The sequence below is a fragment of the Aurantiacibacter suaedae genome (assembly GCF_005434915.1).
GTDB lineage: Bacteria > Pseudomonadota > Alphaproteobacteria > Sphingomonadales > Sphingomonadaceae > Alteraurantiacibacter > Alteraurantiacibacter suaedae.
This window is the reverse complement of record NZ_SKCG01000001.1, coordinates 691,648-711,317: the sequence shown is the minus strand read 5'-3', so window position 1 is coordinate 711,317 and position 19,670 is coordinate 691,648. Positions and strand designations below refer to the sequence as shown.

Sequence of the window (19,670 nt, the reverse complement as noted above, 5' to 3'; positions counted from 1 at the left end):
CAGACTCTAGCGGACGTAGCTCGCGCCATTGGCGTCGATCACCGCACCCGTCATGCTGGCGGGGGCATCGAGCGCGCAGAACACGGCAATCGCCGCGATTTCCTCCGGTTCAGCGACGCGGCCGAGCGGAATATCGGCCAGGAGGGCAGGGCCGCCCCGGCTTTTCAGAAAGTCGCCCTCCTGCGCGGTGTCGGTGAAGCCGGGGGCAACGGCAAAGCTCAGGATGCCCTCGCTCGCATAGGCGCGGGCGATGGTCTTGTGCATGGCCAGCATCCCGCCCTTGGCAGCGGCATAGTGCCAGTGCGCGGGCGAATCGCCCCGGTGCCCGGCGCGGCTGGCGACATGGACGATCCGGCCCGCGCGGCCCGTCTCCTGCCAGTGACGCACCGCGAACCGACTCAGCTGCGCGGCGGCGGTGAGGTTGATGCGCAGGGTATCCTCCCATGCATCCATCCATTCGATATCGCTGCCCTCGATCGGGCTGGCCGAGAATAGCCCGGCATTGTTCACCAGCACGTCGATTTCGCCGCCGTGCGTTTCCAGAGCCTCCTGCCACAGCATTTGCGGCGCAAGCGGATCGCGAAAGTCGGCGGCGATGGCGTTCGAATCGGTGCTCTGCGTGGCGTGGCCTGCCACCTTGGCGCCGCGCGCTGCCAGTGCCTCAAGGGTTGCGCGGCCTATGCCGCGGCTGCTTCCGGTAACGAGAATATTGGTCATATGCCCAGCCTAGACCGGCCGGCGCTCGCGCGATAGCCTCACACTTGTTGGCCAGCGCGCTTGTGTCCTCGGCACGAGACGCTAGATGGGGGGCATCGCAACGCACCATACGGGACAGAACATGGCCAACCGCCCGCTCTCGCCGCACCTGCAAATCTGGAAATGGGGCCCGCATATGCTGGTCTCGATCCTCCACCGCGTCTCCGGCGACGGCATGGCCATTGTCGGCCTTGGCGTGCTGCTGTGGTGGCTCGGCGCGCTCGCCAGCGGGCCGGAAGCTTATGAGACCTTCCATTCGGTGATGACCACGCCAATCGGCTATCTCGTTCTGATCGGGCTGACCTGGGCCTTCTTCACGCACCTGTGCTCTGGCCTGCGACACTTCGTGCTCGACACCGGTGCCGGTTACGAGCTGGACGCGAACAAGATGTGGTCGATCGCTTCGGTGGTCGGCGGCGTGGTGCTGACAGTGGCCTTCTGGGCCGCGATCTTCCTGCTTTGAGGGGCATTCTCAATGGGTAACGGAACTTCCATCGGCCGCGTGCGGGGCCTCGGCTCTGCCCACACCGGCGCGCATCACTGGCTGTTGCAGCGCTTCACCGCGGTCGGCAACCTCGTCACGCTGATCTTCCTGATCGTTTCGCTGCTAACGCTCCCCAACCTAAGCTACGCCACCGTTTCGGGCTGGATCGGTCAGCCGATCCCGGCGGTGATGATGGCGCTGCTGGTGCTCACCACCTTCTGGCACGCCCGCATCGGGCTGCAGGTTCTGGTCGAGGATTATGTCAACGACAGCGGTAGCCGCTTTGGCGTCATGCTCGCGCTGAACCTCGCCTGGATCGGCGGCACCGTGTTCGGCCTGTTCTGTATCGCGCGTCTCGCGCTTGTTCCCGTTGCCACTGGAGGAGCCGCGTAATGGCCCGCAGCGAAACTTTCGAAATCGGCGGCAAGGCCTATCCGATCATCGACCATCAGTATGACGTCGTGGTTGTCGGCGCGGGCGGCTCTGGCCTGCGCGCCACGATGGGCGCCGCCGAGGCGGGCCTGAAGACCGCGAACATCTCCAAGGTGTTCCCGACCCGCTCGCACACCGTGGCAGCGCAGGGCGGCATTGCCGCCTCGCTCGGGAACAACACGCCCGACCACTGGCAGTGGCACATGTACGACACCGTCAAGGGTTCGGACTGGCTGGGCGATCAGGACGCGATCGAATATCTCGCGCGCGAAGCTCCGCAGGCGGTGTATGAGCTTGAGCACGCCGGTGTGCCCTTCAGCCGCAACGACGACGGCACGATCTACCAGCGCCCGTTCGGCGGCCACATGCAGAACATGGGCGAAGGCCCGCCGGTGCAGCGCACCTGCGCCGCGGCCGACCGTACCGGCCACGCGATGCTGCACGCGCTTTATCAGCAGAGCCTGAAATACGCGGCGGATTTCTTCATCGAATACTTCGCGATCGACCTGATCATGAAGGACGGGGCCTGCGTCGGCGTGATCGCGATGTGCCTCGATGACGGCTCGATCCACCGCTTCCGCGCGCATGGCGTGGTGCTGGCGACCGGCGGCTATGGCCGCTGCTACTTCACCGCCACTTCGGCCCACACCTGCACCGGCGACGGCGGCGGCATGGTACTGCGCGCGGGCCTGCCGCTGCAGGACATGGAGTTCGTGCAGTTCCACCCGACCGGCATCTATGGCGCGGGCGTGCTCATCACCGAGGGCGCACGCGGCGAGGGCGGCTATCTCACCAACTCCGAGGGCGAGCGCTTCATGGAGCGTTATGCTCCTTCGGCGAAGGATTTGGCGAGCCGCGACGTGGTGAGCCGCTCGATGGCGCTGGAAATGCGCGAAGGGCGCGGTGTGGGGCCGAACGGCGACCACATCTATCTCCACCTCGACCATATCCCGGCGGAAACGCTGGCGCAGCGCCTGCCCGGCATCACCGAGAGCGGCAAGATATTCGCCGGTGTCGACCTGACCCGCCAGCCGCTGCCGGTGACCCCAACCGTGCATTACAACATGGGCGGCATTCCCTGTAACTACCACGGCGAGGTCGTGACCATCGGCGCCGATGGCAACCCCGACAGCATCGTGCCCGGCCTGTTTGCGGTGGGCGAGGCGGCCTGTGTGTCGGTCCACGGTGCGAACCGTCTGGGTTCGAACTCGCTGATCGACCTCGTGGTGTTCGGCCGCGCGACCGGCTTCCGTCTCAAGGAGACGATCAAGCCCGGCACACCGCACGAGGAAATCTCGGGCGAGGGCACCGAATTCGCGCTGACCCGCCTCGACCACTTCCGCAACGCCAATGGCGGTTCCTCCACCGCCGAGGTGCGCAAGGACATGCAGCAGACGATGCAGAAGCACGCTGCGGTGTTCCGCGATTCTGCGCTGATGGCCGAGGGTGTGAAGCATCTGGCCGAGACCAATAAGCGGATGCAGGACATCAAGGTGTCGGACCGCTCGCTGATCTGGAACTCGGACCTGATCGAGACGCTTGAGCTCGACAACCTGATGGCGCAGGCCGTGGTGACGATGAACTCGGCGGAAAACCGCAAGGAAAGCCGCGGCGCCCACGCGCACGAGGACTTCCCCAACCGGAACGATGCCGAGTGGATGAAGCACACCGCCGCCTGGTTCGAAGGCTGGGGCGGCAATGGCGGCCAGGTGCGGATCGATTATCGCCCGGTGCATGAATATACGCTCACCGACGATATCAAGTATATCGAGCCGAAGGCGCGCGTTTACTGATGCCGACTTTTCGATGAATCTCGTGGGGCAGGTGACCGTCTGGCATGACGGCACCTGCCCGCTGTGCCAGCGCGAGATCGCGCTTATGCGTCGGTTCGATACGAACGGCGCGATCACCTTTATCGATGCCTCTGCGCCCGATGCCGCGCAAACCTGTCCGCTCGAACCGGCGCTGATGCTGGAGCGGTTTCATGCCGAGGAAGAAGGGCGTCTGCTATCGGGCGCGGCAGCTTTCGCTGCGATGTGGCGCGCGGTCCCGATGCTGCGTCCCTTCGGCCTTGCTGCAAGACACCCGCTTATCCTGCGCGGACTGGAGGCGCTCTATATCCGCTTCTTGCGGGTGCGTCCCAGGCTCCAGCGTATGCTCCGATAAGTCTAGATCACCCCGGCGATCAGGCCGCGCTCAAGCGCTTGGGCACTGTCGACATACCAGTTGTCGGGCGCTTTCTCGCGCACTTCGCCTTCCTTGATATCCGATCCTTCGATCAGTGCGCGAAAGCCTTCTTCCTCGATCTCGATTGAATGCTCGATCTCGTTGAGCGCGGCCTTCAACTGCGCGATGCAACTTTTGAGTGGTCCGGAAAGATTGATCGTTTTCGCCAGTTGCCGTTCGTGGATCAGCAACCGCGCACCTTCGGTGAGGTAGCGATGGCTGACCGGAAACCCGGCCATGAAGGTCGCCCCGGCCGAATAGACCGCCGCCTTGCCCAGAAAGAACAGCTCGCGCCCGGCTTCGCGAAGCAGCCGCACGTCATCGGCCATGCAGCGTGCCACCTCGGGATTGCCGCCCAGCGTGGTGATCGCGATGACCAGAGGCCCTTCGCCCGGCGCGGCGGAAAGCTGGTTGCGGAACTCGGCATACATTGCCTCGTCAACCGTTCCTACCAGCCGCAATTGCGGGCTGCACAGGATGGTCTGGGTGTGTTCGCTCTTATTGTCTGTCATGCCTCGATAACCGAGGGCCGATCGCTCCGTTCCGCGAAAACGCAGTGCCGAGCGCCTCGCAGGCGTCGCAAGTCGCGTGGGCGAAGGCGGGCGGGCGAAGAGGGCGAGAAATCGGCCTCCTTATTGATTGTTCGCAATACAGAACACAGTTTACGGGGACTGTGCGCCTGCTTTAGATCGCGCAGATAGCGGCTTAAAAAGCGGCCGTTCTTTGGGAGATCGAACATGGCCGTGAAGCGTATCGTTACCAACATCGCAACGGACAAGATGGATAAGGCCAAGGCATTCTACGGCGAGGTGCTTGGCTTGGAACTGGCGATGGACCACGGCTGGATAATCACCCTCGTGGGATCGGGACAAGCCAGTCCACAAATCAGCTTCGCAAGCGAGGGAGGGTCAGGAACTCCCGTGCCCGACCTTTCGATCGAGGTCGACGATCTGTATGCAACGCTCGAACGGATGAAGGACGCGGGCTACGAGCCCACCTATGGCCCCGTGCAGGAGCCTTGGGGGGTGGAGCGCTTCTATGTCACAGACCCTTTCGGACGGCTGCTCAACATCTTGTCCCACTCATGACGGCAGGCGGTCTGCGATTAGTGTTCATTGTGCTTCGGCGCGCTCGAAGAGCCCTTCGTACCGGATGACCAGCCCCATATCATCGACCGTTATGTCCGCTTCGAAACCATCAGCAATGCCCAGATCGAGATAATGGAAATGTCTCGAACCCAAATGCCGGTAACTCTGCCTTGAACGACTGACCGTCATAGCCGCAGCATCGATGAAGCTCGTTTCCAGGGTAAGATGGTCCTGATTGGCGGCCAACATATGCCGAATAGGAAATGTATTGCAGAACGGAGTTATCGATAAATCCGGCTCTCGCGTTGCATCGAGGTCGGGCCTCGCAAGCCCATCGACTTTCCACCCGTTGCCATATCGTTCGAGAACTAGCTGAACGCTTCTGCTCACGCCTTCCTTGCGCACGATACAGGACTGTACGGACCAATCTGGCGTCAACTCCCACCGATGATCCATACGGAAACCACCGTCTTCAACGCAGATCGTTGTCGCATCCGCTACAATCCGGTTCTCGGCGCTGGTCAGCGTGAGCCTTTCCAGTCCCACTATATCAAGGCGGCGCCAAAAAAGGGTTTGCGATGACGGTTTCATGGTTCGCTTAATAGACTCTCGGCAAGACTTTATGGCCAAAAAGAGTGGTGAATTAACTCTGCCGAACGACTGGTATCGCGGCATATCGCGAGGCGATAACGGTGCTGCCCCAGATCATGCGCGAGGCGGGCCATATCACCTTTGTCGCGCCTTATGTGGACGGGCTGGTGGGGCTTGGCGCTGCGGGCGGCAACGCCCATGCGCCGGGCGAGTGGATCGACCTTTCGAGCGTCCCCCGGCAGGCCAAGCGCGCGGCGATCCTGATGTCGCGGCTATCGGGCGAACGGCGATAGGGGGCGGAGCGCGATCTGGTGTGGCAGCTATTCAGAGCGTCTCTCAACGATCGGGGATTGCTTGCGCGCACCTCGCACCAGCGAGCGCAAAACCTGCCCTTTCGATTGCGCTGGACCATATGGCTGACCCAACAGCTCATCTGCCGACAAACGGGCAATCATTTCCTCGGCAGCAATAAACCCGTTGGCCCACTTGGCGTCCATGTGAACGAAGTCTTCCATGGATCGTACTTCGAGCGCTGTGATAATCCGCGACTGGACGCGACTTGCTGTCCACTGCTGGACCTCCTGCCTGTGCTCGGCAAAGGCGCTCGCAACCTCGTCTATTTTCGCCGTGGTTGCATCAATCTTGAGGCGGCCGAGCAAGCGCCTTGCGGCCAATCGGTCGATTTCCCAGTATCGCGTATCCGTCATGCTCCACTACCCCCAAGGCGATGCCAGACTGCACCAGAGATGCCCTGAATCCGGTGGCGCAGGCGTCACGAGGATTCAGGGGCCTTGAAGGTAGACGAATTGTATTCCCGCCGGAAAAGGAATTTCTGGCGGAGAGAAGGCCGCCAGCCTCATGCCCGCCACCTAAGCGTGCGGACCGCGCATTAATCAGCCGGAATTTGGCGCGACGTGCATAGGATCGAGACGACCGGCCCATCCTTTGCGAACAGCGGGCGCAAATTGACCGACCATCTCCGGCTGGCCCCTTTCGCGGTGGGGCAAATTGCTTCGAAGCTCGCTTCGATACCTTCTGCCGCTTCGCGAAACTTGGCTTGAACAAGAGCTTGTGATGTCTCGGGCCACAGTTCCCACCACAGCTTGCCGATCACCTTGTGCGGTTCCTCAATCTGCATAGCGGACAGCCCGTTGCAATTCATGAAATCGAGATGGCCATCGATGCTGAGCAGTTTGATACAATCCTCCGACTGCGCAAGCATGGCCGCCGCAAGATCGGCCGCGCTCAACCCAACCGAGCCAACCACCGCGATGGCTTGGCGATCGGCTGAGATATCCGAAATTTGGTGCATGTCTAATCCTGACCAAAAAATGGCCGGTCGCACAAAACAGAGCACCCCAACAGCACCGCAATACCTGTGATCGCATGAGGCAATCGTTCAGCCAGAGTACGTAGTTTGACGAGCGAAGGGTTTTAGCGGGTTACAACGGATGTCAGCACGTCTCTTTCGGACCCGCGATGGCGCGATTCTTCCTGTGCTAGTCGGCCTCAGCCTCGGCCCGGTGGGCGGAGGTCACCGCCACCGGCTCCGCCAGCATTTGGCCTTTCATCCAGCCTTCGCCTTCGTCCGGGTCGCGCGGGGAGTTGAAGATCGCTTCGACCACATCCATCCCCTCGGTCACATAGCCGAACACCGCATAGCCATGCTGCCCTACTGGGTCGTCGGCGTTGGGCTTGGCGTCGAGGCCGGTCTGGTCGCCCAGCATGATCGAGAAATCGCCGTTTGCCGTGCCCGGCTCGTTCATCGCCATCGACAGCGCGCCGCGCGTGTGGGTGAGGCCCGTTAGCGAGGTCGGCTCGTGTGCGATGCCGGGCAGGATGCGCTCCGGGTCCCACTGGGTGCCGCCCTGGATAAGGCCGTTCGGCTGCTCGCCCCAGTTGGTCGGCATCGAGCGATAGAACACGGTGCCGTCGAAACGCCCCTCGTCGACATAGCGCAGGAAATTGGCGGCGGTGATTGGTGCGCGCTCGGTCTCCAAAGCCACGGTTATCGGGCCAAGCGCCGTCTCCAGCACCACATCGACTGTCTCGTATTCGGGCGCGGCATCCTCAAGCGGCGGCAGCTCGGAATATTCCGGGGCCTGCGCGAAGGCGGGCGTGGCAAGCGACAGGGCGGCGAGCAGGGCGAATCGTTTGAACATGCTTAACGATGTGCCAGCATTTGGCGGTGCTTGGCAAAAAAGTCTGCCCGATTGCGCAAGATCAAGGGCTTGGCCTTGGCGATGGGTCATGGGCCGCGCATTGGGATGATGCGAGAGGACCAGGATGAGCACGAAACCGCTGTTGGCCGAGTTCCGGTTCGATCCCTATGCGCCTGCCAACGACGCCGATCCCTTCCCTGCTTACGAACGCTTGCGTGAGGACTTTCCGCTGTTCTGGTGCGAGGAGGCGGGCATGTGGGTGCTCTCGCGTTACCACGATATCCTCGCCGCCTTGCAGGACTGGCGCACCTATTCTTCGGCGCAGGGCAACCTCGTCGACGAACTGCCCGGACGCGCCGGGGCCACGCTCGGCTCGACCGATCCGCCCCGGCATGACCGGCTGCGTGCGCTGATCCAGAAAGCGATGCTCAAGAGCGCGCTCGAACACACGATCGAGCCGCTGCGGCTGGCTGCGCGTGCCCACCTTGAGTGGCTGCGGGGGCAACGCCGGTTCGATTTCGTGGCCGACTTTTCCTCGCCGCTCACCATCGACCTGATTTTCGCGCTGTTCGACCTGCCGCCCAATGGCCGGCAGACCGTGCGCGACAAGGCGGTGCTGATGACGCAGACCGACCCCGAGCTGCGCACAAAGAACGCCGATCAGCTCGCCGCCTACCGATGGATGAGTTTCTACGCGCAGGGGCTGGTGGAAGAGCGCAAGCGCCATCCGGGCGACGATCTGCTCTCCAACTTCATCACCGCCGAGATCGACGGCGAAAGCCTGCGCGAGGAAGAGGTACGGCTCACCGTCACTACGCTGATCATGGCTGGGATCGAGAGCCTCTCGGGCTTCCTCACGATGTTCGGCTACAACCTCGCGACGATGCCCGATGTGCGCCGCGCGCTGGTGGCCGATCCGGCGCTGATCCCCGATGCGATCGAGGAGAGCCTGCGCTTCAACACCTCGGCCCAGCGCTTCCGCCGCTGCGTGCAGGTCGAGACCGAGCTGCATGGCAAGGTGATGAAGCCGGGCGACTTCGTGATGCTATGCTACGGCTCGGCCAACCGCGATCCGCGCAAGTTCGACGATGCCGACAGTTACCGGCTGGAGCGCCGTCCGAAGGGGCACCTCGGCTTTGCCGGCGGGGTGCACTCGTGCCTTGGCGCAAACCTCGCGCGGCTCGCGTGCAAGGTGGCGGCGGAGGAGTTGCTCGCCGCTATGTCCGAGTTCGCGGTGGCGCCGGGGCCGATCAGCTGGCTGCCGAGTTCGAATTTTCGGAGTCCGCAGGCGCTGATGATCGATATCGGGTAGGACGTTCGTGCGCGTGCCGGCCTTTAGTGCAGGAGCGGGAGTTGGAGGCGAGAGTTAGAGAGAGCGGAATTGCAGCGTTCGGATGACGAAGGGAGGAGCCGTCTCAATTGAATGTTTTTCGGTTACAAGCATAGTAAATCTTGCTCTCACATCCTAGTGGATGCTGTAGCGCTATACTATAGCATCAAGCGACGCTCGCGCTTCTCCAACGGTTGTCAAATCTTCCGCTAGTTCACGACCGAGATAGCTTACGTAGGCAGCAGGTTGTCCTGGCACGCGAGGCTTCACCATGGCTAACGGTCGCAAACCAAATCTGTCGGCGATGGAGAGTTGAAGATCGCCGCCGATTGTGGGGCTCTCGTCGTTCGCTATACGGTCTTGAATCACAAAACGCGGTGCGCGGGAGATAGGGTGGCCCGGCCTAGACCCACAATTAAACGCGTTGCTGATTTCATTTCGAAGCGTCGCGCCGTCGTCCCCTAAGTATAAGAAGTGGTGGGGCTGTAGATTCTGGTGCGCTTTTAATGTGACCTCGTAGACATCCTCAACGAGCTCGGGACGGATTTGGTAAATCTCCAGCTGGTGCGTCCTGTGGCAATAGCCGAAGATAGCAACTTCAAAGAGCGACTGCTGCGCCCCTATTGGACGGTAGTCCCCGAACGTCACTTTCAGGTATGCAAAAATCTGGCCAGCGATGTCTTCGATTGATGGGATGTAGGAGGTTGCAGATAGAAGGTTAGAGAGTAACGGCACAAGTCCAAGATAAGTGTTTTGCCCCATGAGCGTGCTACCCGCGAAGCAGTAACCAAGTGTGTGAACGAAATAGGTTTCGCTGAAAAATCCGTTCGGTCCCGGCCTTCTACAGATGACGGGAAGCGAGAAGATTTTCACTGCGTCTTCTATGAGCAGATGGCCGTTCACCCCGGACACTCTGCTATCGGCAGCCGCCCATAGCGATGGGTTCCCTTCGACCTCATCGTTGCGCCAAATGGCTATAGCGGTCATAGCCTCACCTCTTCCCTCAGTTAAACTAATAGCAAAGCGCTAAAGAGCGCAACTGGAGATGCCAAATCTGCGGTCGAACAGTTGAAAATAGGCCGCATCATCAGCTCTCGCTTCCTAGCCTAACGCCTGCGCAGATGATCGCGCGTGAGCTGCTCGACCCGGCTCACCCCCATCAGCTGCATGTCGCGCCGGATCTCGGCCTCGAGCAGGTCGAGCGCGCGGGCCACGCCTGCTTGTCCCGCTGCGGCCAGCGCATAAAGATAGAGCCTCCCGCCGCTTGCCGCCTTGGCTCCGGTGGCGAGCGCCTTCAGCACATGACTGCCGCGCATCACGCCGCCGTCGCAGATCACCTCGACCCGGTCGCCCACCGCATCGACGATCTCGGCCAGCTGGTCGAACGGAGCGCGACTGCCGTCGAGCTGCCGGCCGCCGTGGTTCGAGACCATGATCGCATCGACCCCCATGTCCGCCGCGCGCCGCGCGTCGCCCACCGACATGATCCCCTTGAGGCAGAACGTGCCGCCCCAGTCATTGCGCAATTGCTCAGCCGCCTGCCAGTTGAGCGCCGGGTCGAGCATCGAGTTGAAGTAGTCCTGGATCGACACCGCCTTTCCGCTGCCCGCCTCCACGTGGGTCGAGAGGTTGGGCAGGTCGAATTTCTCGCGAAACAGAAAGTTCAGCGCCCAGGCCGGGTGCATCGCATAGGAAAGCACATTGGCAGGGGTGAAGCGCGGTGGGGTCGAAAAGCCAGTGCGTTTGCACCGCTCGCGGTTGCCCGAGACGATCGTGTCCACCGTCAGCGCGATAGCGTCGAACTTCGCGGCCTTCGCCCGCTCCACCAGCGCAGCGTTAAGGCCGCGGTCCTTGTGGTAATAATACTGGAGCATCTTGGGCCCGGCATAGTTCGCGCCGATCTCCTCGATGCTGACGGTCGAGAGCGACGAGATGCCGAACCACAGCCCGTGCCGCTCGGCCTCCTTCGCCACGGCGCGTTCACCCTGCCAGTGAAAGATGCGCTGCAAGGCGGTGGGCGAGAGCACCAGCGGCAGCGACGACTTGCGCCCCATGATGGTGCAGGAGGGATCGACCTTGTCCGCGCCCACCAGCACATCGGGCACGAGGTCGACTGCGCCAAAGGCCTCGGTGTTGCGGCGGCGGGTCGCCTCGTCATCAGCCGCACCGTCAATATAGTGGAACACGGGGAAGGGCAGGCGGCGTCTGGCCAGCTCGCGGAAGTCGGCGATCTTCTGGCAATCGGCCAGCTTCCGGACCGGCGGGCTGTAAGGCGTGAGCGTCATCCTGCCGGGTTTAGCAGGCGCTCCGCCGCGATCCAGCACCTGTTAAAGACGCGTTCAGTTTACAACCGTAATCGTATCGGCTACACGTGTAATCACAAATGCTGCTTGAGGGAGTCGGCAAATGGGTGGGACAAAGGCGAAAGGGCTGCTGGGCGGTGAACGCATCAGCGAGGCCGAATATGCGGTGATGGAAGCGCTTTGGGCGCGCGCGCCGCAGTCGGCAGCTGAGGTTGGCGAAGCGGTCGGCGGCCAGCGCGACTGGAGCCTCGCCACGGTCAAGACGCTGCTCTCCCGGCTCGTTACCAAGGGCGCGCTTGCGACCGAGGCCGATGGCCGCCGCTTCCTTTATACGCCGCTGATTGAACGCTCCGACTATGTCGGCGGCGAGTCGCGGCGGCTGGTTGACCGCCTGTTTGGCGGCCGCGCGGCGCCGCTGTTCGCGCATCTTGCCGAGGCAGAGGCGCTCAGCGCGGAAGATATCGCCGAGATCGAGAGCCTGCTGCAGGAGTTGAAGCAGTGAGCGCGGCTGTCGCCGGATGGCTGATCGACACCTTTTTCTGGACCGGTGTGCTGATCGCGATGGTGCTGGTGCTGCGCCGGCCGGTCGCGAAAAGGTTTGGACCGCAGGTTGCCTATGGGCTGTGGGTCCTGCCGCTGGTGCGATTCGTGATGCCGCCCCTGATCCTGCCCGCGAGCATGGCACCGGTCGAGCCGGTTGTCACTTCGGGCGAAGCGGTGTTCATTACCGCAACGCCGGTGGCCGAGGCTGCCGCGCCGTCGCTCGCCTGGGTCGAGCCTGTTCTGCTGACGCTTTGGCTGGGCGGAGCGGCGGTGTTTCTTGTGATGCGCGTGATTGGCTATCGGCGGATGCGCGCGCACCTGCTGGCGCAAGCGCGCCCGGTAGGCGAGGCGGGCAAGGTTCGTCTGGTCGAGACGCCAGGGGCCAGCGCGCCGGTAGCGTTCGGGCTGTTTGACAAGGTGGTGGCGCTGCCGCCCGATTTCATGGCCCATTATGATCGCGCCGCGCGCGATCTGGCGATTGCGCACGAGCTTGCGCATCATCGCGGGCACGATCTTCTCGCCAACTTTGCGGCTCAGCCCGTGTTGGCGCTCCATTGGTTCAATCCGCTCGCGTGGTGGGGCTGGCGAGCCTTGCGGTCGGACCAGGAGGCAGCATGTGATGCGCGCGTAATGGCGGGCGCTTCGCGAGGGCAGCGGGCGGCCTATGCCGAAGTCATCGCCGGGTTCGCCCGGGGGAACGACTTTGTGCTGGCCGCACCGATGGCCTGTCCGGTGCTGGGGGAGAAGTCGATCGTCCACAGATTGCGGAGCCTCACCATGACCGAAAGTTCGAAAGCCCGGCGTCTTGCCGGGGTTGCCATCATTGCCCTGGGCGCTTTCGCGCTGCCGCTGACTGCTTCAGTCAGCTATGCCAGCCCGCCCGAACCGCCTGCCGCGCCCATGCCGCCAGAGGCGCCGCTTGTACCCGCGCCGCCGGAGGTGCCGCTGACGCCCCCGCCTCCAGCGGCTCCTGTCCCGCCAATGCCGCCTGAAGCGCTTTTCCTGCCCGCCGAGTTCGAAGGTGTGGAAGGCATCGAGGCTGAGGTCGCTGCTGCCATCGCGGAAGCGCGTGCGGATCGGGTCGAGGCTCTGGCCGAGCAGGCCGAAGCACGCGCCGAAGCGATGGAGGCTCGGGCAGAGGCCATGGCGGCTCGCGCCGAAGCGCAGGCTGACGCGGCAGAGGCTCGTGCCGAGGCCCAGGCCGCTGCGGCCGAGGCCCGAGCCGAAGCGCGCGCCGCTGCGGCAGAGGCGCGTGCGGAAGCGCGATCCGCGGCGAGGCTCGCAATGGTTTCCGCGACCGTGGTGGAAGATGGCTGCGAGGGTGACGATCTGGTCAGTGAGAGCAGGCGGGCCGATGGCCGGACCGTCTGGCGCATCTGTCACGACGCGGTTGCCCGCCAAGCCAGCCAAGGCTTGCAGCAGGCGCGGACGGCCTTGGCGAGCCAGCCTAATCTGCCGGCGAAGGTGCGCGCGGAAGCGCTACGCAATATCGACCGCGAGATCGAGCGTATCGGCAACCCACACCGTCTTGCAGCGGTGACAAGCAACGCTGCTGTCTTCGCGGTGGCGAGCGCGCAATCCGGGGCGCCACCTGTTGCCTTCATCAGTAGGCCGGGTGCTGTCACCGCCACGCTGCGGTTCGTGTCGGGCGAGGGCGCGCCGCAGGTGTTGAGCTTCACAATACCGGTTAGCTTCGGCCCCATCGCGCAGACGGCCACCGGGATGAATAAGACCGTCTAAGGCGCGCGCTTAGCGCACCTGGACGATTTCGTCGCAGCGCCGGTCGTCGCCTGTGCTCAGGCCTAGCCGCAGGGCCTCCATGCGCTGCTGGCTGGTGCCGTGGGTGAAGTTGTCCTCGCTCACACGGCCGCCGGTCAGGGCGTCGTCGCCGATGGCCGAGGCGGCGGTCATGCCTTCCTCGAAATCCCCCGGTTCGATGGCGTTGCGGTTGAGGCCCGCCCACACGCCTGCATAGCAATCCGCCTGCAGCTCCATCAGCACCTGATAGCGGTTGGCGTTTTGCGAGTCGCTTTGCTGCGCGCTGCGGATCTGGTCGGAAATGCCGGTGATGGTCTGGATGTGGTGGCCGTATTCGTGCGCGATCACATAGTAGCGGGCAAAGTCGCCGCCCGCGCCGAGCTGGCGGTCAAGCGTGTCGTAAAAGCTGGTGTCGATATAGATCGTCTGATCGCCAGGGCAGTAGAACGGGCCCATCGCAGCCGAGCCCGCGCCACAAGCGGTGCGCGTGCCGCCCTGATATAGCGCGAGCGTGGGCTTTGCGAAGCGGTCACCGAGCCCTTCCTCGGCAAAGCGGGTTTGCCAGGTCTGATCAAGCGAGGCGAGCGCGTTGCAGGCCTCCATGGCATACTGGCTGTCGTCGCAGATGTCGCTCACGCTTTCGTTCGGGTTGGCGGGGGCCGACTGCTGCTGGCCCGAACCCTGCATCTGCTCCACCGTGCCGAGCATCTGCGCCGGGTCCATCCCGAACACGAATACCCCGATCAGCACGACGACAATGCCGCCGCAGCCAAGCTTGCCACCGGGCATTCCGCCGCCCCCGCCGCCGCCGCGACGAACATTGATTTTGCTCGGGTCGAAAGGATTGAGTTTCACGGACAAGCCCCCATTTATGATGCGACGCACAATAGCAAGGTGCGCCATCTGCCCCGCGTGCCTCAGGCGGTGAGCCCGATGCACGCAGTCTTGATAGACAATCTTCTGGAGGTTTCCATGTTCCTTTCCGGTAAGCGCGCTCTCGTTACTGGCTCCACCTCAGGCATCGGCCTTGCTGTTACCCGGGCGCTCCACGCGGAAGGGGCGGACGTTGTGCTCTCGGGCTTTGGCGACGAGGACGAGATCGCGAAATTGCAAAAGGAACTCTCCGCCTCTTACAGCGGCGCTGATCTTTCGACCACCGAGGGCGTGGCGCAGCTGATGGAAGAGGCGGGCGACGTTGACATTCTTGTCAATAACGCCGGAATGCAGTTCGTCTCGCCGGTGGAGGATTTTCCGCCCGAGAAGTGGAACAAGATCATTTCGCTCAATCTCTCCAGCGCTTTCCTCACCTCGCACCACGCGGTGCCCTATATGAAGAAGGCGGGCTGGGGCCGGATCATCAATACCGCCAGCGCCCACTCGAAGGTGGCGAGCCCGTACAAGGCGGCCTATGTCGCGGCGAAGCACGGGCTTGCGGGCCTCACCAAGGTGCTGGCGCTGGAACTGGCCGAGCACAACGTCACCGCCAACTGCATTTCGCCCGGCTATGTCTGGACGCCGCTGGTCGAAAACCAGATCCCCGACACGATGAAGGCGCGGAACATGAGCCGTGAGGACGTGATCAACGAGGTGCTACTCGACAGCCAGCCGACCAAGAAATTCGTCCAGCCCGAGGAGATCGGCGCCATGGCGGTTTTCTTGTGCCGCGACGAGGCGCAGAACATCAACGGCGCGAACTGGTCGGTCGATGGCGGGTGGACCGCCTGATCTTCTCCTTTGTTTTGACCTGGGCGCCGGGAACGGGCACGGGTGGAGTCCTGTGGGGTTGCCGCTCATTGGCTTAATGGCATCGCAGGCGAAGGAAACGAATTGGCACTCCTGATCTTTTACGTCGCGCTTGCGCTGTGCGTCTCGTTTCTGTGTTCGCTGCTCGAGTCTTCGCTGCTTACGATCACCCCCTCGCAGGTGCAGTCAGCCAGCAGCCGGGGCGCGCGCTGGGCGTCGCAGATGAAAACGCTCAAGGGCGATATCGATCGCCCGCTGGCCGCTATTCTCACGCTCAACACCATCGCGCACACGATGGGCGCGGCGGGTGCGGGCGCGCAATATGCCAAGCTTTATGGCGATGGCAGCGAGGCGATCTTTGCTGGCGTGCTGACCCTGGCGATCCTGATCGTGACCGAAATCATCCCGAAGACGATTGGCGCGCGCTATGCGCAGCAGCTGGCGCCCTTTTCCGCGTGGATTCTGCCGGCGATGATCACCGCGCTTGGCCCGCTGGTCTGGGCCTCGCGGCAGATCACCCGGCTCATTTCCTTCGGCCGCACGCCCGAATTGCCGCGCCACCGTGAGGAGTTGATCGCGCTGACCTCGCTCGGGCAGGCCTCGGGGCAGATCGACATGGCCGAGATGCGCTTCGTGCAGAACATGCTGCAACTGCACCAGCTGCGCAATTCCGATGTGATGACGCCGCGCACCGTGGTCTTCAGCCTGCCGCGCAGCGCTGCGATTGCCGATCTGGGCCAGACGCTGCGCGCCTCCGCATTTTCGCGCATCCCCGTGTTCGACGAGGAGCGCGACAGCATCGTCGGCTTCGTTATCAAGCAGGATATCCTTTCGCGTCTCGCCGACGACGATGACAGCACCGAACAAGTGAGCGATTTCCTGCGGACGATCCCGCTTGTGCTCGACGGCTCGCCGGTCGACCGGCTGTTTCATCGCATGATTGCCGATCACCAGCACATCGTGGCTGTGGTGGACGAGTATGGCTCGTTCCTGGGGCTGATCTCGCTCGAAGACATTCTGGAGACGATTTTCGGCTTCGAAATCGTCGACGAGACGGACGAGGTTCACGACATGCAAAAGCTGGCGCGCCAGCTGTCGTTGCGGCATTCGGCGCGGGCAGGGCGATCGGGCTGATCGCTGGGGCGGCCGCTTTGCACACTGTTTATGGCCCCGCCCCCTAGCAGCAGTCGTAAACCGCGTTTACATGGGCCGCCACGAATCGAAACGCACAACATCTGGTGGCACCCATGCAAATCGAAACCGGCCTTACATTTGACGACGTCCTGCTCCGGCCGGCCGAGAGCGACATCCTGCCCTCGCAGGTCAGCACCAAGACCAGGCTGACCCGCGACATCGCGCTCAACATTCCGATCCTTTCGGCAGCGATGGATACCGTCACCGAGGCCGAGATGGCGATCGTAATGGCGCAGATGGGCGGCATCGGCGTGCTCCACCGCAACCTCACCATCGAGGAACAGTGCGATGCCGTGCGCCGCGTGAAACGGTTCGAGAGCGGCATGGTGGTGAACCCGATCACGATCCTGCCCGATGCCACCCTGGGTGAAGCGCAGACGCTGATGAGCCAGAACCGCATCAGCGGCATTCCGGTGGTCGATGCGGGTGGCAAGCTGGTAGGCATTCTCACGAACCGCGACGTGCGCTTCGCCGCCAATCCGAACCAGCCCGTGCGCGAGCTGATGACCAGCGAGAACCTCGCCACTGTCTCCGAAGGGGTGAACCAGGAAGAAGCGCGGCGACTGCTCCACGCGCGCCGGATCGAGAAGCTGCTGGTGGTCGACGAGTCCTATCACTGTGTCGGCCTGATCACGGTGAAAGACATCGAGAAGGCCGTGCTCAACCCCGATGCCACCAAGGATGCGGGCGGACGCCTGCGCGTGGCCGCGGCGACCACCGTGGGCGACAAGGGTTTCGAGCGGACCGAGGCGCTGGTCGATGCCGGATGCGATGTGATCATCATCGACACGGCGCACGGCCACAACAAGGAAGTGTCCCGCTCGGTCGACCGGGTGAAGAAGCTCTCCAACGCGGTGCAGGTGGTGGCGGGCAATGTCGCTACGGCCGAGGCGACCAAGGCACTGATCGACGCGGGTGCCGATGCGGTAAAGGTCGGGATCGGGCCTGGCTCGATCTGCACCACGCGCATCGTGGCGGGCGTCGGCGTGCCGCAGTTGACCGCCGTGATGGACGCGGCGAGCGCCGCGGGCGACGTGCCGATCATCGCTGATGGCGGCCTGCGCACCTCGGGTGATGCGGCCAAGGCGCTGGCCGCCGGTGCCTCGACCGTGATGGTCGGCTCGCTGCTGGCGGGCACCGAGGAAGCTCCGGGTGAGACGTTCCTCTATCAAGGTCGCGCCTACAAGGCATATCGCGGCATGGGCTCGGTTAGCGCGATGGCGCGCGGCTCGGCTGATCGCTACTTCCAGCAGGATATCAAGGACCAGATGAAGCTGGTGCCTGAGGGCATCGAAGGCCAAGTGCCCTACAAGGGGCAGGCCCGCGATGTGGTTCACCAGCTGGTCGGCGGGATCAAGGCGGCGATGGGCTACACCGGCTCGGCCACGATTACCGACCTGCGCGAACGCGGCAAGTTCATCCGCATAACCAATGCGGGCCTGTCGGAAAGCCACGTTCACGATGTGTCGATCACGCGCGAGGCGCCGAACTATCCGACCCGCTGAGGTGTCGCTGGATCAGCGCATCCTCAACGCGTTCGGCCTCGATGACGCGGGCTGGGCGCGTCATGCGAACCCGTGGAGCGGCTGGAGCCGCGCGGCAGTACGTCGCGGTTCCTCCCTTGCCTGTGAGGCTGCGCGATGATTGAATTCGTCCCTTATCTGCTGGTCCTGATCGGCTGGCAGTCGGCTGATGTCGCTGGCTCGATGACCGCTGCCCAGTCGCTGCACCCCAGCGAAATGGCATGTGAGAGCGCAGGCGCGCAGGCGCTGGCCGAGAGCGACGGCACCTATCGGCGCTATTTCTGCCTGCTGGCGCCCACACAGCAGGACATCGAAGACTTGTGGCAGGAGCAAAAGCCATGACCCCCGCCGCCCGCGTCCAGTCCGCTATCGAAATTCTCGACCTCGTGATTGCCGCTGCGAACAACGCCGGCGCTCCCGCCGACCGCATTTTGGCCGACTGGTTCAAGACCCACCGCTTCGCCGGATCGAAGGACAAGCGCGCGATCCGCGAGCTGGTTTACGATGTGATCCGCTTTTGCGGCCCGGTACCCGCCACCGGTCGCGCGGCCATGCTGGCGCTTGCCACCGAAAGTGAGGAACACGACTGGCTGCTCGATCTGTTCGACGGCTCGAATTATGGCCCGGCTGAGCCTGCCGAAGGGGAGAAGGTAGCCGAAACCGGCTTTGCGCCGCAATGGCTGGAGGAACGACTCGCAGCGTCGGGCCTTGAGGCGGAGGACGCGATGGCGCTGCTCGACCGCGCGCCGCTTGATCTGCGGATTAACACGCTCAAGGCCGATCCCGAGGCGTTCGATCTGCCCGAAGAGGCCGAGGCGCTTGGTTTTGCCAATGCGCTGCGGCTCACCACCGGCACGCGGGTCGAGCAGTGGGACGCCTATACGCAAGGGCTGATCGAGGTGCAGGACGCTGGCAGCCAGCTGGCCTGTGCTGCGGTCGGCGCGCAGCCGGGCGAATTGGTCATCGATCTGTGCGCCGGCGCTGGCGGCAAGACGCTCGCACTGGCGGCGCAAATGGCGAACGAGGGCACCCTTGTGGCAGCCGATACCGACCGCCGCCGCTTGTCGCAGCTCGCCCCGCGTGCCGAGCGGGCCGGGGCGAGCAACGTGACCGAAGTGCTGCTCAATCCGGGCCGTGAAGCGGACGCGCTCGCCGCCTATGTCGGCAAGGCCGACCGGGTGCTGGTCGATGCGCCGTGTTCTGGCACCGGCACCTGGCGGCGCAATCCCGAGGCGCGCTGGCGGCTGACCCCGCGTGAGCTGGAACGGCTCACGCAACTGCAAGCGCGGCTTATGGGCGTTGCGGCAGAGCTGCTGCGCCCCGGCGGCCAGCTCACCTATGTCACCTGCTCGCTGCTCGACGAAGAAGGGGCAGGGCAGGTCGAGGCCTTCCTCGCCGCCAATCCCGGCTGGCAGGCCAAGACCCCTCAGCTGCCGCTTGGCCGCCCGCGCGGAACCGGCTGGCGGCTCGATCCGTTGCGCGATGAGACCGATGGTTTTTTCATCGCCTGTATATCTAAGCCGTGATAGCTCTGGCC

At 63.5% G+C, this 19,670-nt stretch carries 23 protein-coding genes and 1 pseudogene; 15 read left to right on the top strand and 9 right to left on the bottom strand.

Translation table 11 applies throughout. From position 1 onward, the window contains the following. Window positions 1-6: 6 nt before the first annotated feature. Complete coding sequence (locus tag E0473_RS03345; protein WP_137679419.1) at window positions 7-717, bottom strand: SDR family NAD(P)-dependent oxidoreductase; 711 nt, start codon at window positions 715-717, stop codon at window positions 7-9. A gap of 85 nt (window positions 718-802) precedes the next feature. Between E0473_RS03345 and sdhC the strand changes: the two genes are divergently transcribed. From sdhC to E0473_RS03325, 4 genes are read left to right on the top strand one after another with little or no spacing between them, the layout of a single operon-like run. Beyond that, entirely contained in the window at window positions 803-1,219 is a 417-nt protein-coding gene (gene sdhC, locus E0473_RS03340; RefSeq protein ID WP_421721764.1) for a succinate dehydrogenase, cytochrome b556 subunit, read from the top strand. A 12-nt stretch (window positions 1,220-1,231) separates the two neighbouring features. Further along, window positions 1,232-1,633: a succinate dehydrogenase, hydrophobic membrane anchor protein gene (gene sdhD, locus E0473_RS03335; RefSeq protein ID WP_137679418.1), complete on the top strand. Its 402-nt coding sequence runs from the start codon at window positions 1,232-1,234 to the stop codon at window positions 1,631-1,633. Then, a complete protein-coding gene (sdhA, locus tag E0473_RS03330; protein ID WP_170308112.1) occupies window positions 1,633-3,465 on the top strand; it encodes a succinate dehydrogenase flavoprotein subunit in 1,833 nt (610 codons plus the stop codon). The genes sdhD and sdhA overlap by 1 nt, the downstream gene beginning before the upstream one ends. Window positions 3,466-3,478: 13 nt before the next feature. Further along, window positions 3,479-3,838 carry a thiol-disulfide oxidoreductase DCC family protein gene (locus tag E0473_RS03325; RefSeq protein ID WP_137679417.1) on the top strand — a complete coding sequence of 120 codons (360 nt, stop codon included), beginning with the start codon at window positions 3,479-3,481 and terminating at the stop codon, window positions 3,836-3,838. Window positions 3,839-3,840: 2 nt separating this feature from the next. On the opposite strand, the gene E0473_RS03320 is transcribed toward E0473_RS03325, so the two are convergent. Next, window positions 3,841-4,410, bottom strand: a complete 570-nt coding sequence (locus E0473_RS03320) for an ATP-dependent Clp protease proteolytic subunit (protein ID WP_137679416.1) — start codon at window positions 4,408-4,410, stop codon at window positions 3,841-3,843. Window positions 4,411-4,635: 225 nt separating this feature from the next. Between E0473_RS03320 and E0473_RS03315 the strand changes: the two genes are divergently transcribed. After that, complete coding sequence (locus tag E0473_RS03315) at window positions 4,636-4,986, top strand: VOC family protein (protein ID WP_137679415.1); 351 nt, start codon at window positions 4,636-4,638, stop codon at window positions 4,984-4,986. 24 nt (window positions 4,987-5,010) lie between these two features. Here E0473_RS03315 and E0473_RS03310 read toward each other — a convergent pair whose 3' ends face one another. Continuing rightward, the gene (locus E0473_RS03310) at window positions 5,011-5,577 is read right to left on the bottom strand and encodes a putative glycolipid-binding domain-containing protein (protein ID WP_137679414.1); all 567 of its coding nucleotides are present in this window, start codon (window positions 5,575-5,577) and stop codon (window positions 5,011-5,013) included. 119 nt (window positions 5,578-5,696) lie between these two features. Between E0473_RS03310 and E0473_RS03305 the strand changes: the two are divergent. Beyond that, window positions 5,697-5,870: pseudogene (locus E0473_RS03305) on the top strand (M20/M25/M40 family metallo-hydrolase); the annotation flags it as partial. A gap of 27 nt (window positions 5,871-5,897) precedes the next feature. On the opposite strand, the gene E0473_RS03300 reads toward E0473_RS03305, so the two are convergent. From E0473_RS03300 to E0473_RS03290, 3 genes are all read right to left on the bottom strand, one after another. Next, window positions 5,898-6,284 carry a hypothetical protein gene (locus tag E0473_RS03300; protein ID WP_137679412.1) on the bottom strand — a complete coding sequence of 129 codons (387 nt, stop codon included), beginning with the start codon at window positions 6,282-6,284 and terminating at the stop codon, window positions 5,898-5,900. A 182-nt stretch (window positions 6,285-6,466) separates the two neighbouring features. Continuing rightward, entirely contained in the window at window positions 6,467-6,826 is a 360-nt protein-coding gene (locus E0473_RS03295; RefSeq protein WP_241657309.1) for a PAS domain-containing protein, read from the bottom strand. Between the two features lie 250 nt (window positions 6,827-7,076). After that, a complete protein-coding gene (locus tag E0473_RS03290; RefSeq protein WP_137679411.1) occupies window positions 7,077-7,739 on the bottom strand; it encodes a peptidylprolyl isomerase in 663 nt (220 codons plus the stop codon). Window positions 7,740-7,863: 124 nt separating this feature from the next. On the opposite strand from E0473_RS03290, the gene E0473_RS03285 reads away from it, so the two are divergent. Further along, window positions 7,864-9,051, top strand: a complete 1,188-nt coding sequence (locus E0473_RS03285; protein WP_137679410.1) for a cytochrome P450 — start codon at window positions 7,864-7,866, stop codon at window positions 9,049-9,051. 171 nt (window positions 9,052-9,222) lie between these two features. Here E0473_RS03285 and E0473_RS03280 read toward each other — a convergent pair whose 3' ends face one another. Together E0473_RS03280 and E0473_RS03275 are read right to left on the bottom strand one after the other, a co-directional pair. Further along, window positions 9,223-10,056 (bottom strand): hypothetical protein, encoded by an 834-nt coding sequence (locus E0473_RS03280; protein WP_137679409.1) that lies wholly within the window; start codon window positions 10,054-10,056, stop codon window positions 9,223-9,225. A gap of 119 nt (window positions 10,057-10,175) precedes the next feature. Then, window positions 10,176-11,354, bottom strand: a complete 1,179-nt coding sequence (locus E0473_RS03275) for an alpha-hydroxy acid oxidase (RefSeq protein ID WP_137679408.1) — start codon at window positions 11,352-11,354, stop codon at window positions 10,176-10,178. Window positions 11,355-11,475: 121 nt separating this feature from the next. On the opposite strand from E0473_RS03275, the gene E0473_RS03270 reads away from it, so the two are divergent. Both E0473_RS03270 and E0473_RS03265 read left to right on the top strand, forming a co-directional pair. After that, window positions 11,476-11,874: a BlaI/MecI/CopY family transcriptional regulator gene (locus E0473_RS03270; protein WP_137679407.1), complete on the top strand. Its 399-nt coding sequence runs from the start codon at window positions 11,476-11,478 to the stop codon at window positions 11,872-11,874. After that, a complete protein-coding gene (locus E0473_RS03265) occupies window positions 11,871-13,655 on the top strand; it encodes a M56 family metallopeptidase (protein WP_137679406.1) in 1,785 nt (594 codons plus the stop codon). Before E0473_RS03270 ends, E0473_RS03265 begins: the two co-directional genes overlap by 4 nt. Window positions 13,656-13,664: 9 nt before the next feature. On the opposite strand, the gene ypfJ is transcribed toward E0473_RS03265, so the two are convergent. Beyond that, window positions 13,665-14,528, bottom strand: a complete 864-nt coding sequence (gene ypfJ, locus E0473_RS03260) for a KPN_02809 family neutral zinc metallopeptidase (protein WP_137679405.1) — start codon at window positions 14,526-14,528, stop codon at window positions 13,665-13,667. 117 nt (window positions 14,529-14,645) lie between these two features. On the opposite strand from ypfJ, the gene E0473_RS03255 reads away from it, so the two are divergent. From E0473_RS03255 to E0473_RS03235, 6 genes are all read left to right on the top strand, one after another. After that, window positions 14,646-15,398 carry a 3-hydroxybutyrate dehydrogenase gene (locus E0473_RS03255; RefSeq protein ID WP_137679404.1) on the top strand — a complete coding sequence of 251 codons (753 nt, stop codon included), beginning with the start codon at window positions 14,646-14,648 and terminating at the stop codon, window positions 15,396-15,398. A gap of 102 nt (window positions 15,399-15,500) precedes the next feature. After that, the gene (locus E0473_RS03250) at window positions 15,501-16,550 is read left to right on the top strand and encodes a CNNM domain-containing protein (RefSeq protein WP_137679403.1); all 1,050 of its coding nucleotides are present in this window, start codon (window positions 15,501-15,503) and stop codon (window positions 16,548-16,550) included. A 113-nt stretch (window positions 16,551-16,663) separates the two neighbouring features. Next, window positions 16,664-18,115: an IMP dehydrogenase gene (gene guaB, locus E0473_RS03245; protein WP_137679402.1), complete on the top strand. Its 1,452-nt coding sequence runs from the start codon at window positions 16,664-16,666 to the stop codon at window positions 18,113-18,115. After that, entirely contained in the window at window positions 18,042-18,254 is a 213-nt protein-coding gene (locus E0473_RS15790; RefSeq protein ID WP_421721763.1) for a DUF6653 family protein, read from the top strand. Before guaB ends, E0473_RS15790 begins: the two co-directional genes overlap by 74 nt. Then, on the top strand, window positions 18,251-18,475 hold the full coding sequence (locus E0473_RS03240; protein WP_137679401.1) for a hypothetical protein: 225 nt from the start codon (window positions 18,251-18,253) through the stop codon (window positions 18,473-18,475). Before E0473_RS15790 ends, E0473_RS03240 begins: the two co-directional genes overlap by 4 nt. Then, complete coding sequence (locus E0473_RS03235) at window positions 18,472-19,659, top strand: RsmB/NOP family class I SAM-dependent RNA methyltransferase (protein WP_137679400.1); 1,188 nt, start codon at window positions 18,472-18,474, stop codon at window positions 19,657-19,659. The genes E0473_RS03240 and E0473_RS03235 overlap by 4 nt, the downstream gene beginning before the upstream one ends. The last annotated feature ends 11 nt before the right edge of the window (window positions 19,660-19,670 follow it).

What these genes read in the sequence shown, in the direction of transcription:
- guaB (WP_137679402.1), top strand. Translation starts at nt 16,664, where the DNA reads ATGCAAATCGAAACCGGCCTTACATTTGACGACGTCCTGCTCCGGCCG.
- E0473_RS03240 (WP_137679401.1), top strand. Translation starts at nt 18,251, where the DNA reads ATGATTGAATTCGTCCCTTATCTGCTGGTCCTGATCGGCTGGCAGTCG.
- E0473_RS03300 (WP_137679412.1), bottom strand. Translation starts at nt 6,284, where the DNA reads ATGACGGATACGCGATACTGGGAAATCGACCGATTGGCCGCAAGGCGC.
- E0473_RS03285 (WP_137679410.1), top strand. Translation starts at nt 7,864, where the DNA reads ATGAGCACGAAACCGCTGTTGGCCGAGTTCCGGTTCGATCCCTATGCG.
- E0473_RS15790 (WP_421721763.1), top strand. Translation starts at nt 18,042, where the DNA reads ATGCGGGCCTGTCGGAAAGCCACGTTCACGATGTGTCGATCACGCGCG.
- E0473_RS03235 (WP_137679400.1), top strand. Translation starts at nt 18,472, where the DNA reads ATGACCCCCGCCGCCCGCGTCCAGTCCGCTATCGAAATTCTCGACCTC.
- sdhC (WP_421721764.1), top strand. Translation starts at nt 803, where the DNA reads ATGGGGGGCATCGCAACGCACCATACGGGACAGAACATGGCCAACCGC.
- E0473_RS03310 (WP_137679414.1), bottom strand. Translation starts at nt 5,577, where the DNA reads ATGAAACCGTCATCGCAAACCCTTTTTTGGCGCCGCCTTGATATAGTG.
- E0473_RS03320 (WP_137679416.1), bottom strand. Translation starts at nt 4,410, where the DNA reads ATGACAGACAATAAGAGCGAACACACCCAGACCATCCTGTGCAGCCCG.
- E0473_RS03275 (WP_137679408.1), bottom strand. Translation starts at nt 11,354, where the DNA reads ATGACGCTCACGCCTTACAGCCCGCCGGTCCGGAAGCTGGCCGATTGC.
- E0473_RS03255 (WP_137679404.1), top strand. Translation starts at nt 14,646, where the DNA reads ATGTTCCTTTCCGGTAAGCGCGCTCTCGTTACTGGCTCCACCTCAGGC.
- sdhD (WP_137679418.1), top strand. Translation starts at nt 1,232, where the DNA reads ATGGGTAACGGAACTTCCATCGGCCGCGTGCGGGGCCTCGGCTCTGCC.
- E0473_RS03270 (WP_137679407.1), top strand. Translation starts at nt 11,476, where the DNA reads ATGGGTGGGACAAAGGCGAAAGGGCTGCTGGGCGGTGAACGCATCAGC.
- sdhA (WP_170308112.1), top strand. Translation starts at nt 1,633, where the DNA reads ATGGCCCGCAGCGAAACTTTCGAAATCGGCGGCAAGGCCTATCCGATC.
- E0473_RS03290 (WP_137679411.1), bottom strand. Translation starts at nt 7,739, where the DNA reads ATGTTCAAACGATTCGCCCTGCTCGCCGCCCTGTCGCTTGCCACGCCC.
- E0473_RS03345 (WP_137679419.1), bottom strand. Translation starts at nt 717, where the DNA reads ATGACCAATATTCTCGTTACCGGAAGCAGCCGCGGCATAGGCCGCGCA.
- E0473_RS03315 (WP_137679415.1), top strand. Translation starts at nt 4,636, where the DNA reads ATGGCCGTGAAGCGTATCGTTACCAACATCGCAACGGACAAGATGGAT.
- E0473_RS03280 (WP_137679409.1), bottom strand. Translation starts at nt 10,056, where the DNA reads ATGACCGCTATAGCCATTTGGCGCAACGATGAGGTCGAAGGGAACCCA.
- E0473_RS03325 (WP_137679417.1), top strand. Translation starts at nt 3,479, where the DNA reads ATGAATCTCGTGGGGCAGGTGACCGTCTGGCATGACGGCACCTGCCCG.